Consider the following 15,224-nt stretch of genomic DNA (forward strand, 5'->3'; position numbering starts at 1 on the left):
GAACCCACAGCGTGCGCCGCGCGCGGCCCCCCGGAAAGGCGCAGAATCAGTCAGCACTTTCACTCCGGCAATGAAAATGATCCGTTTCGACGACCTCCAGCTGTTCGTCCGCACCGCCGCGCTGGGCAGCTTTTCGCAGGCCGCGCGCGAAGCCGACCTGCTGCCCGGGCAGGTGGCCGCAGCCGTGGCGCGGCTGGAACGCGAGCTGGACCTGCGCCTGTTCGTGCGCACCACCCGCAGCCTGCGCCTGACCGGCGAAGGCGCGCTGTACCTGCCCTATGCGCAGGAGGTGCTGGCCACGCTGCGCGAGGGCCAGGCCCGCGTGCAGGGCGAGGACGCCGACCTGCACGGCACCCTGCAGCTGTCGGCGCCTTCGGATTTCGGCCGCAACCTGCTGCTGCCGTGGCTGGCCACCTTCCGTGCCGCACACCCGCGGCTGCGGCTGCACCTGCGCCTGTCCGACGAGGTGGCCGACGTGTTCCGCGACCCGGTGGACGTGGCGATCCGCCTGGGCCACTTCGACGATGCCAGCTACGTGGCGCTGCCGCTGCTGGAGGGCAACCGCCGCGTGCTGGCGGCATCGCCCGCCTACCTGCAGCGGCGTGGCGTGCCGGCACGGCTGGAAGACCTGCGCGAGCACGACTGCCTGGCCTACCAGCTGGGTGGGCGCACCTACGACCGCTGGGCGTTCGAGGTCGAGGGGCGGCGCGTGGTGATACCGGTGCGCGGGCCGCTGGTCTGCGACGATGCCGACGTGGTGCGGCGCTGGGCGGTGGCGGGCGAAGGCATCACCTACAAATCCTGGCTGGACCTGCGCGAGGACGTGCGCGCCGGGCGCCTGCAGGTGCTGCTGGACGGCATCGGCAGCCACATCCCGCTGCAGCTGGTATGCCCGCACCGCAAACAGTTCTCGCCGGCGGTGCGGCAACTGCACGCGCAGCTGCGCGACCACCTGCAACCGTTGCTGTCCGGCCTGCCCGGCGATGGCGGCGGCCCCCTGTCCCCGGCCACGCCACTGGCCGACAATGGCGTCCCCCCGCAACAACAATGAGCCTTGCCATGCCGTGGATGGGCATCCAGGACCTGTGGACGTTCCTGCTCGCCGTGCTGGTGTTCCTCGCCCTGCCCGGGCCCGGCACCTTCACCCTGCTCACCGCCACCGGCCGCGGCGGCGTGCGCGGCGGCTACACCGCGCTGGCCGGCCTGCTGGTCGGTGACCAGATCCTGATGTGGCTGGCCCTGGCCGGCGTGGCCGCGCTGCTGAAGGCCAACCCGCTGGTCTTCCACGCGGTGCAGTACCTGGGCGCGGCCTACCTGGTGTGGGTGGGCATCAGCCTGCTGCGCACGCCGAAGCGCGAGGGCGGCGATGCCGGCCCGATCCGCATGCAGCCCGGCCGCTATTTCCAGCAGGCGATCCTGGTCAGCCTGCTCAACCCGAAGGCGATCCTGTTCTACATGGCCTTCCTGCCGCTGTTCATCGACCCGGCCGCGCACCACGGCATCGCCACGTTCGCAGCGCTGGCCGGCATCATCTTCGTGGTCAGCGTGGCCTACTGCTCGCTGCTGATCGGTGCGGGCAACCTGGCCCGTCGCCACCTGATCCAGCACCCGCGCATCAGCACCGTCCTGCGCCGCGTGGCCGGCCTGTTCCTGGTCGGTTTCGGCATCCGCCTGGGGTTGAACGGATGATCCGGCGGCGTAGCGTCAAGCTTGCTCGGCGGATTCCTTCCGTAGCGTCGAGCTTGCTCGACAGATGCACGGTATGGCAGTCGAGCAAGCTCGACTCTACCGGTCATGCGTTGCCTCGCGCAGGTGGTCGATGAGCACCCGCAGCTTGGGTGCCATCTACTCACACGCCGGGGCGATGACCACCATGGATGACGACACCCTGCTCGAACGCAGCTGGGAATTCCGCGAAGAGACCCTGTACTGCCAGCACTTCGGCGACACCGGCCCGGGCATCTTTCCGCTGGACATGGACCTGCTGCATGGGGTGTTCCAGCAGGAGGAAATCGATCCGCGCTGGCTGCACGTAGGCGTGTTCGCCTGCCCGCCGCATGGCGAGCGCCGGCACTGGGTGTACGTCAGCTCGGGCCTGTCCAATGCGTGGGAAGGCCCGCACGAGGATGGGGATTCCGGTTTCGGCGTCGAGCTGCTGATGGAAACGCAGGACGAGGCGCCCTGGGCATTGACCACCGTGCGCTGGTTCACCGCCTACCAGCTGCTGCTGTGCCATGGGCGCATGCCAGGCGATCCACTGTCGGCATGGGACCGGCTGAAGCTGGGCATGCCGGTGGACCGCGCCGACAGCGCACTGCAGGCGATGGTGTTCATTCCCGCCCCGCACTTCCCGGGTCCGCAGCAGCTGCCCTCCGGGCGCTTCGATTTCCTGCAGCTGCTGCCGGTGACGCTGGACGAGCACGCTTTCGGCCGCGAGCACGGCTTTGAAGCGGTGCTGGCCCAGCTCAGCGCCGTCGGCGCCGCGCCGGTCGTGGATCCGGCACGCGGCAGCATCGTGGGCTGACGTGCCCACCGGCGGGATCGAGGACACGGGTTTTGTGCCGATTCCGGCAGCCTGGTCGGGGCGCAGCGCGCGCCGTGGCGGGTATGACCCTCGTCAGTGGTAATGCTGCGCTGCGTTCGGTCACACTCGGGAACTTGTCGTTCCAAGTCATCCCCTTCCGAGGCCTGCATGTCCCTGCTCCGGCGCAAGTCGCTAGATTCCGTCACTGTCCATGAAGCCGGTCGGCGCCTGGTGCCGACCCTCAGCTGGCCGCACCTGATCGCCCTGGGCATCGGCGCCATCGTCGGCACCGGCATCTACACGCTCATCGGCGTCGGCGCCAACCTGGCCGGCCCGGCGGTGCTGATCTCCTTCGCCATCGCCGGTGCGGTCTGCGCCTGCGCGGCACTGTCCTATGCCGAGCTGTCGACGATGATGCCGGCGGCCGGCAGCGCCTATACCTACAGCTACAGTGCGCTGGGCGAGGTGTTCGCCTGGGTGGTGGGCTGGAGCCTGATCCTCGAATACTCGCTGGTGGTCAGTACGGTAGCGGTCGGCTGGTCCGGCTACTTCGTCGGCTTCCTGGAATGGATCCACACCCAGTTCGGCATTGATATCACCCTGCCGGCCGCACTGGCCGCCGGCCCGCACGTGGCCGGTGGCTTCATCAACCTGCCGGCGATCATCATCACCTGGCTGGTGGCGCTGATGCTGATGGCCGGTACCAAGGAAAGCGCCACGCTCAACGCCATCCTGGTGGTGTTCAAGCTGATCGCCCTGGCGGTGTTCGTGGCCGTCGCCCTGCCCGCCTTCGACCCCGCCAACCTGCAGCCGTTCATGCCGTATGGCTTTGCCAAGTCGCTCGGCCCCGATGGCGTCGAGCGTGGCGTGATGGCCGCGGCGGCGATCATCTTCTTCGCCTTCTACGGCTTCGACGCGATCTCCACCGCCGCCGAGGAAACCAAGAACCCGGCGCGTGACCTGTCCATCGGCATCATCGGTTCGATGATCGGCTGCACCATCGTCTACGTGCTGGTGGCGCTGGCCGCCGTGGGCGCGATGAGCTACGCGGTGTTCGGCCACAGCGCCGAGCCGCTGGCGCTGATCATGCGCGAGCTCGGCAGCCCGAAGGCGGCGATGTTCATCGGCGTGGTCGCGATCATCGCCCTGCCCACCGTGCTGCTGGCCTTCCTGTACGGGCAGAGCCGCATCTTCTTCGTGATGAGCCGCGATGGCCTGCTGCCGCGTGGCCTGTCCAAGGTCAACGCACGCACCGGCACGCCGGTGGCGACCACGCTGTTCACCGCCGTGGTGGTGTCGGCACTGGCCGGCGTGGCCCGCCTGGACGAAATCGCCGCCCTGGCCAACGCCGGTACCCTGGCCGCGTTCACCGCGGTGGGCATCTGCCTGGTGGTGCTGCGCGTGCGCGAACCGAACCGCGAGCGCAGCTTCCGCACGCCGCTGGCCTTCGTGGTCGGGCCGCTGGCCGCGCTGGGCTGCATCTACCTGTTCATCAGCCTGCCGCACACCACCCAGCTGTACTTCCTGATCTGGAACGTGGTCGGCCTGGTGCTGTACTTCCTGTACAGCCGCCGCAATGCGTTGATCGCGAAATAACCGGATCACCGGTAGTGCCGGCCGCTGGCCGGCACCCCGCAGGGCGTTTCACCCGCCCTGCTTTGCGGCGTAGTCCTGCGCCTGCCGCATCACCCGCAGCAGGTTGCCGCCCCAGATGGCGGCGATCTGCTGCTCGGTGTAGCCCTTGCGCAGCAGCCACGCGGTGATCTTCGGCAACTGGCTGACGTCGGGCAGGTCGCTCAGGCCACCGCCACCATCCCAGTCCAGGCCGATGCCCACGTGTTCGGGGCCGACCACGTTGAGGATGTGTTCGAAGTGGGCGAAGAAGTCGTCCAGGCTGGCATGGCGCACCGGGTGTTCGTGATCCAGCGCCTGCTCGGCCTGCTGCAGGGCCACGCCCTGCTCGATGCCCATGCCTTCCCAGCCGCCCAGCTGCTTGCTCAGCGCTTCTTCGGCCTGCTTGCGTTCGGGCGTTTTGGCAGTGTCGATCAGGTAACCGCCATAGGCATTCACCTGGATCACACCGCCGGCCTTGGCCAGCTGGCGCAGGCGTGCATCGTCGAGGTTGCGCGGGTGGTTGTAGACCGCCTTGGCCGAGCTGTGCGACAGCACGAACGGCACCGGCATCATCGCCAGCAGGTCATCGAACACCGCATCGGAGGCGTGCGACTGGTCGATGACGATGCCCAGCTTCACCGCCGCGCGCACCAGGTCCTTGCCCGCCGGGCTCAGGCCCTTCCACTCCGCGCCCTTGGGGTCGGTGGCCGAATCGGCGAACTCGTTGTTGGCGAAGTGCACGGTGCTGAGCAGGCGCAGGCCGGCGCGGTGGTAGAACGAGAGCAGGCTGGGATCTTCCACCAGCGGGCTGGCGTTTTCCATGCTGATGTAGACCACGCGCTTGCCAGCGGCCTTGATGCGCGCGGCATCATCGGCGGTCAGCGCCAGCGCGAAGCGATCGGGGTTGGCCGCCAGCATCTGCCGGATCTCCAGCAGGCGCTGCAGACCGTGGTCGCGCTCGGCCAGGTGGGCCGCTGCAGTGCGATCCCCCTGGTCGGTGTAGATCGCCCAGAAGCCCCCATCCAGCGCGCCCTCGACCATGCGCGGGTAATCCACCTGCGAAAGCGCGTTGTGGTCGTGCCGCTGTTCGATGTCGAAGCCAGCGCGGCCGAAGTTGGCCGGCGTATCCAGATGGCTGTCCAGGGTCAGCAGGCGCTGCTGCAGGGTCTTGGCGCGGGCCAGCTCCTGCGCGCTGAACTCGATGGCATGGGCGGACAGCGGCGCACACAGCGCCAGGGCGAGCAACAGGGACAGGCGACGCAGCGATGGCATGGGCTCTCACCGGCAAAGGGAAGAGCCCGACCATAGCGCTGCGGCCCGCCGTTTTGTAGAGCCGAGCCCATGCTCGGCTGCCAGGCAGATCAGCCGAGCGTGGGCTCGGCTCTACAGCGTCACGCGGTCAATCAACCACGCGGCAGAACACCGCCTTCAGGTAACGCGATTCCTGCACGTGGGCCATGAACGGATGGTCCGGACCGGCGCCGGCCACCTTCAGGATCTGGATCGTGCGGCCGGAGAAATAGGCCGCGCGGCGCAGCATGTCCAAGAACTGGTCCTCGGCCACCAGGCCGGTGCAGGAGAACGTGGCGAACAGGCCGCCCGGCTTGACCACGCCCAGCGCCAGCTTGTTCATGTCCAGATACTTCTTCAGCGCGGTGATGACCTGGTCGCGGTCGCGGGTCATCTTCGCCGGGTCCAGGATCACCACGTCGTACTGCTCGCCGCGGTTGGCGGCATCGCGCAGCCACGGGAAGATGTCGGACTGGATGAACTTCGGGCGCACGTTGTTCAGGCGCGAATTGCCCTTGGCGATCTGGATGACGTCTTCATCGATGTCGATGCCGACCACTTCCGAAGCGCCGCGCGCGGCTGCGTACACGGCGAAACCGCCGGTGTTGCAGCACAGGTCGAGCACGCTCTTGCCTTCCACCTGCTGGCTAAGCCACTCGCGGTTCTCGCGCTGGTCGGCGAAGAAGCCGGTCTTGTGCGCACCGGCCGGGTCGGCGCGGAACTTGATGCCATGCTCGGTGATCACCGACGCTTCGGTGGTGGTGTTGCCGTGGAAGTCGAAGCTTTCCTGCTTCTGCACGTGTTCGTCGGCGAAGCTGTGGAAGCGGCAGCCCGGGAACTGTTCGCGCAGGGCGTCGTAGATCCACTCGCGGTGGCGGAACATGCCGGCGGCGAAGAATTCGACCACCACCAGGTCGTTGTAACGGTCCACCACCAGGCCGGACAGGCCGTCGCCTTCGCTGTGCACCACGCGCCAGGCGTCGGACACCGCATCGAGCTTCAGCACGCCGCGGCGCAGTTCGACCGCCTGGGCGATCTTGCGCGAGAACCAGCCGGCATCGACCGGCACGTTCGGGTCGGTTTCAAGGATGCGCACGGCGATGCGCGAGTGCCCGTTGTAGAAGCCACGGCCGATGAACTCGCCATCGATGCCGACCACGTCGACGATGGAACCGGGCTTGGGCCGGACGGTCGGCTTCTCGACCAGTTTCTGGAAGATCCACGGGTGGCTGGAGCGCCACGCGTTCTTGAGGCGGACAACGGGAAGGGGGGTATTCATCGGCCTATTGTAAACCGGCCGCCGGGGTCAGATCCCCGCAGGGGCTCTGACCCCCGCCCGCCGCCCATTTGACGGCGGCCCGGCCAGGCCGCAGAATCGGCCCCAGAAGGGGAGTAGCTCCCAGACGTTGTCGCCGTCAATTCGAGCCCGCAGGCTCCGGTGCAACGGCAATCCCACCCGCGTGGGGTTGCGAGCGAGACCTTCGCCGTACTGGCGAAGCTCTGTCCCTGGATCCCCCTCCCGATCCTCCGTTGCAGATCCTCGCCGTCCGGCTTGGCATTCATCTTTCCAACGGATATTCCCAATGCAGACGATCGGTAATGTGTGGATGTGGGGCGGCTTCGTGGCGGTGGTCATCATCGCCCTGCTCGTCGACCTGGTGTTGATGCGCCACGGCGGACCGCACAAGGTCACCTTCAAGGAGGCCCTGTGGTGGTCCATCGGCTGGGTCGCGCTGGCCCTGCTGTTCAACGCAGGCCTCTGGTATTACCTCAGCGAGACCGCCGGCCAGGTGGTGGCCAACAAGGTCGGCCTGGAGTTCCTGACCGGCTACCTGGTCGAGAAGGCCCTGGCGGTGGACAACATCTTTGTCTTCCTGATGATCATGAGCTACTTCGCGGTGCCGGAGGAGCAGCGCCAGAAGGTGCTGATCATCGGCATCCTGGGTGCGATCGTGCTGCGTACGATCATGATCTTCGCTGGAAGCGTGCTGATCAGCCAGTTCCATTGGCTGCTCTACGTGTTCGGCGCCTTCCTGCTGTTCACCGGCTGGAAGATGTGGTTCGCCGCCGGCCAGGAGCCGGACCTGGAGACCAACCCGGCCCTGCGCTGGATGCGCAAGCACCTGCGCCTGCTGCCCGGCTATGAAGGCAATGCGCTCAGCGTGAAGCGCGACGGCGTGCGCTGGTTCACCCCGCTGTTCGCGGTGCTGATCCTGATCGCGGTGACCGACGTGATCTTCGCGGTGGACAGCATCCCGGCGATCTTCGCCATCACCACCGACCCGTTCATCGTGCTCACCTCCAACGTGTTCGCGGTGCTGGGCCTGCGTGCGATGTTCTTCCTGCTGGCCGGCATGGCCGACCGCTTCCACCTGCTGCCGTACGGCCTGGCGCTGGTGCTGGGCTTCATCGGCATCAAGATGATGATCATCGACCTGTTCAAGATCCCGACCCCGGTGTCGCTGGGCGTGGTCGCAGCGATCATCGCCGCCACCGTGGTGCTCAGCCTGAAGTACCCGCCGAAGGAAGACGCCGGCCAGGCCTGAGCCTGACCGGCCTGCGGCACGCGGCCGGCGGGATTGTCCCGTCGGCCGCTTCCACTCTCCCGTTGCGCTGGCCTTGGTTTCGCGCCGGCCACCGCCATTGCTGAGGTATGGACAACAACACGCCCCTGCCCGCCGGTGACGTGCCGGCCCCCCGCAACGACCGCATGCGCATCCTGCGGGCGTTCAATGTCAGCCTGGCCGCCGTGCTGGTGCTGGTGGCCGTGTTCGCCCTGCAGGGCAGCTTCGACTGGCGGCCGTGGGCGGTGGCACCGCTGGAGGCCAAGGGCCTGCTGGGGCTGATCGGCGGGCCGATGCTGCACGCCTCGGTCGAGCACATCGCCGCCAATGGCTTTGCGATCCTGATCCTCGGCACCCTGGCCGGCAGCGTGTACCCGAAAGCCACCGTGCGTGCCCTGCCCCTGCTGTGGCTGGGTTCGGGCATCGGCGCGTGGATGCTGGGCAACCCCGGCAGCGTGCACCTGGGCGCCAGCGGCGTGACCCACGGCCTGATGTTCCTGCTGGCCAGCCTGGGCCTGCTGCGCCGCGACCGCGCGGCAATCGCTACCGGCCTGATCGGCATGCTGTTCTACGGCGGCATGCTGATGACCATCCTGCCGCATGCCGATGGCGTGTCCTGGCAGTCGCACATGGGCGGCGCCTTCGCCGGCATCATCGCTGCGCTGCTGTTCCGCAATGCCGACCCGATGACGCCGCGCCAGCACTACAGCTGGGAGGACGAGGAAGACGAGGTCGAGGCGCTGGCCGACGACGAACTCGAGCCGCCCTCGCCGCGTCGCGTGCCGGTGCTGTGGCAGCCGCGCGAGGGGCACGATTACGTGGTGGTCCCCTTCCGCCGGCCGGACGAGCCGCGCGACCGCACCTCCTAGCGCGGCATCCTGCCCGTGAGCGACGAGCGCAGGAAATGCACGGCAAAGAACAGCATCACCGGCGCCGCGAACAGGATGAAGGTCACGATCAGGGCGAACATGAAGGGCTGTTCGGCCCAGGTGTAGACGACCCCGCCACTGCGCGGGGACCAGGAGACGTACCGCCCGCTTCCCAGGCTGCGCAGCACCGACAGCAGCGCTGAGCCACCGAACATCAGCAGGAAGGCACCCAGCGAGGCGAACGTCACGCGGATCATTACGGGCAATCGCTCCCCCTGCGGCCGGCGATCCGGCCGACGCCCGGCAGGCACGCCATGCAGGCGTGCCTCGCGTTCGGCACGCTTTCTCTGCTTTCGCGTCATCGGCCGCGGCCTGGCCGTCGGCGGTGGGGTCGCGGCCACCGTGTCCGGGGACGGCGCAATGTCGAGCACCTGGTCAGGCACGGGAAGCTCCAGGTAGGACGCCAGCGTCTGCATCCACTGGGTGGTGCGCCGGCTGCCCAGCGCCATCGGCACCGTGACGGGGGTCAACGCGTGCGCACTGCCGTCTTCCAGGATCAGCCACAAGGTGGTGCTGGGGTAATACCGGTGCCGGATGCGGCGCAGTTCCATGCGCAGCGGCGCGGCCAGCGGGAAGGTCCGTGACCGCTCGCGCAGGCCAAGCAGGTAGGTGGTACTGGACCGGCCGATGCCTCGACCACGCGAGAGAAGCAGGGTCTCGCGCATCTCGCCGTACACCAGCAGGGTCACCGACAGCACGACGACCAGCAGCCCGACCACGGCCAACGGGAGCAGGTCCTGCCCGCCCAGCCGGGCCAGGCGAGGACCGGCCGCAACAAGCAGCAGCCCCACCAGTACAGGTCCCGCCGTGCCAACGAACAGGCAGAGGCCTGCCTGCAGCACATTGTAGGAACGTATCTGCAGGTCACCCTGCGGCGTTTGACGATAGCGATGCAACAGCAGCATCCGGCCTCCCTTCCCTGGTCGGCTCCCTCGCAGCCTGCGCCCAGTATGCCCGCGATCGGCGCTGCATCCACACAGGTAGCGGCCGGGCCGTGCCCGGCGGCGTTGACGGATCAGTTCGCGGCGTTGCCCGCCGCGCCCATGCCATCGACCGCCTGCCGGCCCAGCGCCGGGTCATCGGTGAAGAACGCATCGATGCCGGTGGCCAGGTAGGCACGCATCTCGGCGATCGAGCCTTCCGGGTTGCGCGCGCTGTCGGCACCCTTGCGCAGGTTGCTGGCCTGGAAATGGTTTTCCGGGCGGAAGGTGTACGGGATCACCATCAGGCCGGCCGCATGTGCATCACGCACCAGCGCCGTCGGCGTGCCCAGCGCACCGTTGGCCTCAAGCGGGATGATCGAACGCAGCTCCGGGCCGATGCCATCGGCGTAGCTGGCGATGTCCTTCAGCCCGGCCGGGGTCATCATCTGCGCATAGGTGAGCGTGCCACCGGCCTTGGCGACATCGGCCGGGCGGGCATCGCCCTTCCACAGCAGCTGCAGCAGGCGGATGTTGCTGCCACGGCCGATCTTGCCGCGCAGGTAGCGCAGGTTGGCGGTCTCGAACGACTGGATCGTCACTGGTGCGACGGCGGTATAGGCATTGCCGCGCAGCGCGGCCAGCACCTTGTCTTCCATCGGCAGGCCGATGGACTGGAAGTAGGTCGGGTGCTTGATTTCCGGCACCAGGCCGATGCCGCGGTTGGCACGACCGGCCTGCTGGACAAGGAACGCCAGGATTTCGTCCAGGGTGGTGATGCGGAACTGGCCGTCGAAGGCGGTGCTGCGCAGTTCCGGCAGGCGCTCGCGGGTGTAGAGGGTCTTCAGCTCGGCCAGGGTGAAGTCTTCGGTGAACCAGCCTTCGACCTTCTCGCCATCGATGACCTTGGTGGTCTTCCGCTTGGCGAATTCCTTGTGCTCGGCGACGTCGGTGGTGCCACCGATCTCGTTCTCGTGGCGGGCCACCAGCACGCCGTCCTTGGTCATCACCAGGTCCGGCTCGATGTAGTCGGCGCCATCGGAGATGGCCTGCGCGTAGGCCGCCAGCGTGTGCTCAGGCAGCAGCGCGCTGGCGCCACGGTGGCCGTAGACCGAGGCCTTGGCAGTGGCCGGGGTGGAAGTTTCAGCACTCATGGCCACCGATGGTGCCACGGCCAGCGACAACAGCAACGCACAACCCCACGACTTCACTGCGACTTCCCCAAGCGGTATGTGATGGGGGGCAGTATGCGGCGGGAATGTTACAACCGGCGGTGTCGGGCATGGGGTTGGATCCCCGCAGGGGCTCCGACCCCGGCCCTTCGCAGCCGAGCGTGGGCTCGGCTCTACAGCTACTTGCCGATGCAGAAACTGGAGAAGATCCTGCCCAGCAGGTCATCAGCACTCATCTGCCCGGTGATCTCGCCCAGCGCGTCATGCGCCAGCCGCAGTTCCTCGGCAGCCAGTTCCAGGTGCTCGTGCACCAGCTCGCCATCGGCGCGCTGCGCATGTTCCTGCGCGCGTTCGATCGCATCCACATGGCGGGTACGCGCGGAGAACTCGCCGTCCACCTGCTCGCCTGCTCCGGCCGAGGCAATCGAACGCAGGCGCGCGTGCAGGTCTTCCAGGCCGGCACCGGTGGCGGCCGAAACGAACACGCGGTCCGGGTCATCCAGCGCCGGCAATGCCGCCAGCAGGTCCGACTTGTTGTGGATGTAGACCTTGTGCGGCACGGCGGCCACGGCCTCGCCCAGCGCGGCTTCACCGGCGGCGGGGTCGCGTGCATCCAGCACGATCAGTGCGAGGTCGGTGCGCTCGATTTCCACATGGGCGCGGCGCATGCCTTCGCGTTCGATGGCGTCGCCACCGTCGCGCAGGCCGGCGGTGTCGACCAGGGTCAGCTCCAGGCCATCCAGGCGGATGGTCTCGCGCAGCGTATCGCGGGTGGTGCCGGCAATGTCGGTGACGATGGCGCGCTCGCTGCCGGCCAGAGCGTTCAGCAGCGAGCTCTTGCCGGCGTTCGGCGGGCCGATCAGCACTGCATGGAGGCCATCGCGAAGGCGTCGGCCGCGCTCGGCATCACGACGCAGGAGGGCAAGATCAGCGCGCGCCTGTTCCAGCCCACGCCGCACCTGCGCGCCGCCCAGGGTGTCCAGCGGTTCGTCGGCAAAGTCGATGGCGGCTTCCACGTGGATGCGCAGCAGCACCAGCTGTTCGACCACCGCCTCGATGCGGCGCGAGAACACGCCATCCAGCGAGCGACGTGCCGCGCGCGCGGCGCGGTTGTCGCCCGCAGCGATCAGGTCGGCGATGGCCTCGGCCTGGGCCAGGTCGAGCTTGCCGTTGAGGAACGCGCGCTCGCTGAACTCACCCGGCCGCGCCTGGCGTGCACCGAGCGCGATGCAGCGCGCGACCAGCTGCTGCAGCAGCACGGGGCTGCCGTGGCCCTGCAGTTCCACCACCTCTTCGCCGGTGAAGCTGTTCGGCGCGGGGAACCACAGCACGATGCCATCGTCGATCACCTCGCCGTCGGCGTCGCGCAGGCGTGCGTAGTGCGCGTGGCGCGGGCGCAGCGTGGGTGCGCCCAGCGCGCGGGCAATCACCGCAGCGCGCGGGCCGGACAGGCGCAGCAGGCCGACACCGCCGGCGCCGGGGGCACTGGCGATCGCCACGATGGTGTCGGTGCGGGTCACGTCATTCATGGCTCAGAGTTTCTCCAGCTGCGCGCGTGCCTGCGCGGCGCCGCTGCCCTGCGGTTGCAGGGCCAGGTAGGTGGTGTAGGCCTGCTTCGCCTTGGCCTTGTCGCCGGCGTTGAAGTAGGCATCGCCCAGGTTGAGGTGGGCCACCGCGCGCGACGGGTCGATCTTCAGGGTGTTTTCCAGCCAGCGCGCGGCTTCGGCGTAGCGCTGCTGGCGGTAGTAGACGAAGCCGAGGTTGTTGGCCGCCTGGGCGAAATCAGGACGCAGTTTCAGCGCTTCGGCAAACTGCGCGGCGGCCTCGTCGTACTGCTTCTCGCGGTACAGCTGCAGGCCGCGGTCGTTGGCCTGCTGCGCGCGCTGGCGGTCCGAGGCGGGGCCGGCGGTAGGCACCACCAGCCTGGCCTTGCCCCCCTGCAGGTCGGCCACGGTCACCGGTGCCTGGCTGCCCTTGGCATCCTGGGCGGCATCGACCTTGTTGTTCAGTGCGATGGCATCCGGGGTCAGCTGGCGCGTGTCGGCGTTGAGGTATTCCTGGCTGTCGGGCACCTGGAACACGAACTCGCCGCCCTGCGAGCCGGGCAGGCTGCCGAACGCCGGGGTCTGGTGCGAGACCGCCGAGACGGCCGGCGCCACGTAGGCGGCCAGCTCGGTACCGGTGATCAGGCCGTCGCCGTTGAGGTCACCCTTGCCGGCCAGCGCCTGCAGCAGCACCCAGGTGAACACCGAATGGCCGTTCGGGCCGGCATCGGCGACCTGCTGGTCGGCACCGCCGGCGGTCAGCATCTGCCGCGCGCTGCGGCGGGCGTTCTCGCGCAGGAACGACGACGACGATGGGCCGCCACGGGTCAGGCCCAGGCCGCTGTAGCAGGCATCCATCACGAACATCACGTGCTTGGCCTGCATGCTCTCGGCGATGTTCTGGATGTCGGTCATCGCGATGGCGTCGGTGGCGAATTCCTTCGGGTCCGAATCGACCGGGATGATGTAGCCGAGGTCACGCCCGGAGGCGAGCTGGCGGGTGGCACCATGGCCGGCGAAGAACACGAACACGCGGTCGTTCCTGCCGGTGCGGTCGTCGGCCAGGCGGTCGTGGAAGGCGGCCAGGATGTTGTTGCGGGTGGCCTGCTCGTTCTTCAGCACGATCACCTGCGAGGACGGGAAGCCGAACTGCCCGGTCAGGGTATCGGCCACCGCCTGCGCATCGTGGCTGGCATATTCCAGCTTCGGCCACTTGGCGTAGCTGTCGATGCCGACCACGATCGCCCACGACTTCTCGTAGCCGGTAGTAACGGTGGCATCGCTGGCCGCGCCCTCGCGCGCGCGGGCGACGGTGAAGTCGCGGCCGTTCCAGCCGGCGAACTGGTAACCATCGGCAATCAGCCGATCCAGGATCTGCGGCAGCGCCTTCACCGCGCGGTCGTGGATGTCGTGGAACAGGATGATGCCGCGCTGCTCCTTGTTCACCTGGCCGAGCACGCGCTGCACGATGGATTCCGGCACCGGGTCGGCCCAGTCCATCGAATCGATGTTCCACATGATCGACTTCAGGCCGGCTTCGTTGAGCAGCTGCAGGCCTTCGGCGTTGCGCGCGCCATACGGGAAGCGGAACAGCGGCGCACGCTTGCTGTCGACGTCCTTCAGCAGGGTGTCGGTATCGAGCACCTGCTGGCGCAGCGCATCGCCGGTGGTGCGCGAGAGCTGGGCGTGGGTCAGGCTGTGGTTGCCCACCGCGTAGCCCTCTTCCATCAGGTTGCGGCTGATCTTCGCCATCGGGCCCAGGCTGACCTTGCCGTCGGCCTCGACCTTGCCCAGGTTGCGGCCGACTTCGAAGAAGACGCCCGGCACGTCGTAGCGCTTGAGGATGGCGACCACTTCATCGGTGTAGGCCTTGTGCGGGCCATCATCGAAGGTCAGCACCACGGTCTTTGGCGGCAGGTCGCGGCCGAAGATCTCGCGGTCGCTGTCCTTCATCGACATCGGGTACGGCTCGATCACCCCGTAGTCGCGCAGGATCGCCTCGCGGCTGTAATCCTTGTGCAGGTGGGCGATGTAGTCCTCCCACTTCTCGCGCTTCAGCTCGATGGCGCGGGTGCGCTCGAAACGGCTGAAGATGCGGGTCAGTTCCTGGTTGTAGTTGCGCTCGATCTCGTCCAGCGCGTCCAGGTCCTCGCCGATGCGCTGGTGCAGCTTCACCGCCGGCAGCGAGGAGTCGGCGCCGACGCGTTCGTGCAGGTCACGCAGCACTTCGCGGAAGGCCAGGCGATCGGCATCGAACAGTTCGGGGGCTGATTCGATGTAGTCCAGCACCGTACCGAGGGTGGCAAAGCGCTGCGGGCTGCCACTGCGCAGCAGGCCATCGAACTGCGCGGCAATGGCCGTGCGCTGTTCCAGGCCATCGTGGAACAGCTGCTGCCCGACGCGCGTGGACGTGCCGCGGTCGGTAGCCGACTGCTGTTCCTCGTCGGCCAGCAGCACGATGATGCGGCGGTAGCCGTCCAGCTGCTTCTGCAGCGCGGCCAGCAGCGGCGCGGCGGCCGGGTCGGCGGCGGCGGCGGCCTGCGCGCTGGGCTGGGTGACGGCGGCGGCGGGCGCCTTGCCCTCCTTGTCGCCACAGCCGGCAACGACCAGGGTCAACAGCAGCGAGGGCAGGAACAGGCGGAACGACGACGCACGCGGCATGGTGGA

General features: G+C 68.1%; 12 protein-coding genes. 6 read left to right on the forward strand and 6 right to left on the reverse strand.

Translation table 11 applies throughout. From position 1 onward, the window contains the following. The first annotated feature begins 70 nt into the window (after positions 1–70). The 4 genes from QMZ26_RS09105 to QMZ26_RS09120 all read left to right on the forward strand — a co-directional run bounded on the left by QMZ26_RS09105 (position 71) and on the right by QMZ26_RS09120 (position 4,120). Positions 71–1,051: a LysR family transcriptional regulator gene (locus QMZ26_RS09105; RefSeq protein WP_283221253.1), complete on the forward strand. Its 981-nt coding sequence runs from the start codon at positions 71–73 to the stop codon at positions 1,049–1,051. Positions 1,052–1,059: 8 nt separating this feature from the next. Further along, the gene (leuE, locus tag QMZ26_RS09110) at positions 1,060–1,689 is read left to right on the forward strand and encodes a leucine efflux protein LeuE (RefSeq protein WP_312737886.1); all 630 of its coding nucleotides are present in this window, start codon (positions 1,060–1,062) and stop codon (positions 1,687–1,689) included. Positions 1,690–1,819: 130 nt separating this feature from the next. Beyond that, complete coding sequence (locus tag QMZ26_RS09115; protein ID WP_283221255.1) at positions 1,820–2,524, forward strand: suppressor of fused domain protein; 705 nt, start codon at positions 1,820–1,822, stop codon at positions 2,522–2,524. A 168-nt stretch (positions 2,525–2,692) separates the two neighbouring features. Beyond that, complete coding sequence (locus QMZ26_RS09120; RefSeq protein ID WP_200734404.1) at positions 2,693–4,120, forward strand: amino acid permease; 1,428 nt, start codon at positions 2,693–2,695, stop codon at positions 4,118–4,120. 48 nt (positions 4,121–4,168) lie between these two features. Here the strand turns inward: QMZ26_RS09120 and QMZ26_RS09125 are convergent, their stop codons facing one another. Beyond that, positions 4,169–5,410: a dipeptidase gene (locus tag QMZ26_RS09125; protein WP_283221256.1), complete on the reverse strand. Its 1,242-nt coding sequence runs from the start codon at positions 5,408–5,410 to the stop codon at positions 4,169–4,171. A gap of 127 nt (positions 5,411–5,537) precedes the next feature. Continuing rightward, positions 5,538–6,707 (reverse strand): class I SAM-dependent rRNA methyltransferase, encoded by a 1,170-nt coding sequence (locus tag QMZ26_RS09130; protein ID WP_079224439.1) that lies wholly within the window; start codon positions 6,705–6,707, stop codon positions 5,538–5,540. 304 nt (positions 6,708–7,011) lie between these two features. Between QMZ26_RS09130 and QMZ26_RS09135 the strand changes: the two genes are divergently transcribed. Together QMZ26_RS09135 and QMZ26_RS09140 are read left to right on the forward strand one after the other, a co-directional pair. Then, entirely contained in the window at positions 7,012–7,974 is a 963-nt protein-coding gene (locus QMZ26_RS09135; protein WP_283221257.1) for a TerC family protein, read from the forward strand. A 107-nt stretch (positions 7,975–8,081) separates the two neighbouring features. Next, positions 8,082–8,861 carry a rhomboid family intramembrane serine protease gene (locus QMZ26_RS09140; RefSeq protein WP_079224441.1) on the forward strand — a complete coding sequence of 260 codons (780 nt, stop codon included), beginning with the start codon at positions 8,082–8,084 and terminating at the stop codon, positions 8,859–8,861. Here the strand turns inward: QMZ26_RS09140 and QMZ26_RS09145 are convergent. The 4 genes from QMZ26_RS09145 to QMZ26_RS09160 all read right to left on the reverse strand — a co-directional run bounded on the left by QMZ26_RS09145 (position 8,858) and on the right by QMZ26_RS09160 (position 15,218). Next, positions 8,858–9,826, reverse strand: coding sequence for a hypothetical protein (locus QMZ26_RS09145; RefSeq protein WP_283221258.1), 969 nt, complete (start codon positions 9,824–9,826; stop codon positions 8,858–8,860). The genes QMZ26_RS09140 and QMZ26_RS09145 overlap by 4 nt on opposite strands. Before the next feature lie 110 nt (positions 9,827–9,936). Next, complete coding sequence (locus QMZ26_RS09150) at positions 9,937–11,052, reverse strand: glycerophosphodiester phosphodiesterase (protein ID WP_283221259.1); 1,116 nt, start codon at positions 11,050–11,052, stop codon at positions 9,937–9,939. A gap of 140 nt (positions 11,053–11,192) precedes the next feature. After that, the gene (gene mnmE, locus QMZ26_RS09155; RefSeq protein WP_283221260.1) at positions 11,193–12,542 is read right to left on the reverse strand and encodes a tRNA uridine-5-carboxymethylaminomethyl(34) synthesis GTPase MnmE; all 1,350 of its coding nucleotides are present in this window, start codon (positions 12,540–12,542) and stop codon (positions 11,193–11,195) included. A gap of 3 nt (positions 12,543–12,545) precedes the next feature. Next, positions 12,546–15,218: a polysaccharide deacetylase family protein gene (locus QMZ26_RS09160; RefSeq protein ID WP_283221292.1), complete on the reverse strand. Its 2,673-nt coding sequence runs from the start codon at positions 15,216–15,218 to the stop codon at positions 12,546–12,548. Between the last annotated feature and the right edge of the window lie 6 nt (positions 15,219–15,224).

Origin of the sequence: Stenotrophomonas sp. PFBMAA-4 (assembly GCF_030053215.1) — a bacterium.
GTDB lineage: Bacteria > Pseudomonadota > Gammaproteobacteria > Xanthomonadales > Xanthomonadaceae > Stenotrophomonas.

What these genes read in the sequence shown, in the direction of transcription:
- QMZ26_RS09105 (WP_283221253.1), top strand. Translation starts at nt 71, where the DNA reads ATGAAAATGATCCGTTTCGACGACCTCCAGCTGTTCGTCCGCACCGCC.
- leuE (WP_312737886.1), top strand. Translation starts at nt 1,060, where the DNA reads ATGCCGTGGATGGGCATCCAGGACCTGTGGACGTTCCTGCTCGCCGTG.
- QMZ26_RS09115 (WP_283221255.1), top strand. Translation starts at nt 1,820, where the DNA reads ATGAGCACCCGCAGCTTGGGTGCCATCTACTCACACGCCGGGGCGATG.
- QMZ26_RS09120 (WP_200734404.1), top strand. Translation starts at nt 2,693, where the DNA reads ATGTCCCTGCTCCGGCGCAAGTCGCTAGATTCCGTCACTGTCCATGAA.
- QMZ26_RS09125 (WP_283221256.1), bottom strand. Translation starts at nt 5,410, where the DNA reads ATGCCATCGCTGCGTCGCCTGTCCCTGTTGCTCGCCCTGGCGCTGTGT.
- QMZ26_RS09130 (WP_079224439.1), bottom strand. Translation starts at nt 6,707, where the DNA reads ATGAATACCCCCCTTCCCGTTGTCCGCCTCAAGAACGCGTGGCGCTCC.
- QMZ26_RS09135 (WP_283221257.1), top strand. Translation starts at nt 7,012, where the DNA reads ATGCAGACGATCGGTAATGTGTGGATGTGGGGCGGCTTCGTGGCGGTG.
- QMZ26_RS09140 (WP_079224441.1), top strand. Translation starts at nt 8,082, where the DNA reads ATGGACAACAACACGCCCCTGCCCGCCGGTGACGTGCCGGCCCCCCGC.
- QMZ26_RS09145 (WP_283221258.1), bottom strand. Translation starts at nt 9,826, where the DNA reads ATGCTGCTGTTGCATCGCTATCGTCAAACGCCGCAGGGTGACCTGCAG.
- mnmE (WP_283221260.1), bottom strand. Translation starts at nt 12,542, where the DNA reads ATGAATGACGTGACCCGCACCGACACCATCGTGGCGATCGCCAGTGCC.
- QMZ26_RS09160 (WP_283221292.1), bottom strand. Translation starts at nt 15,218, where the DNA reads ATGCCGCGTGCGTCGTCGTTCCGCCTGTTCCTGCCCTCGCTGCTGTTG.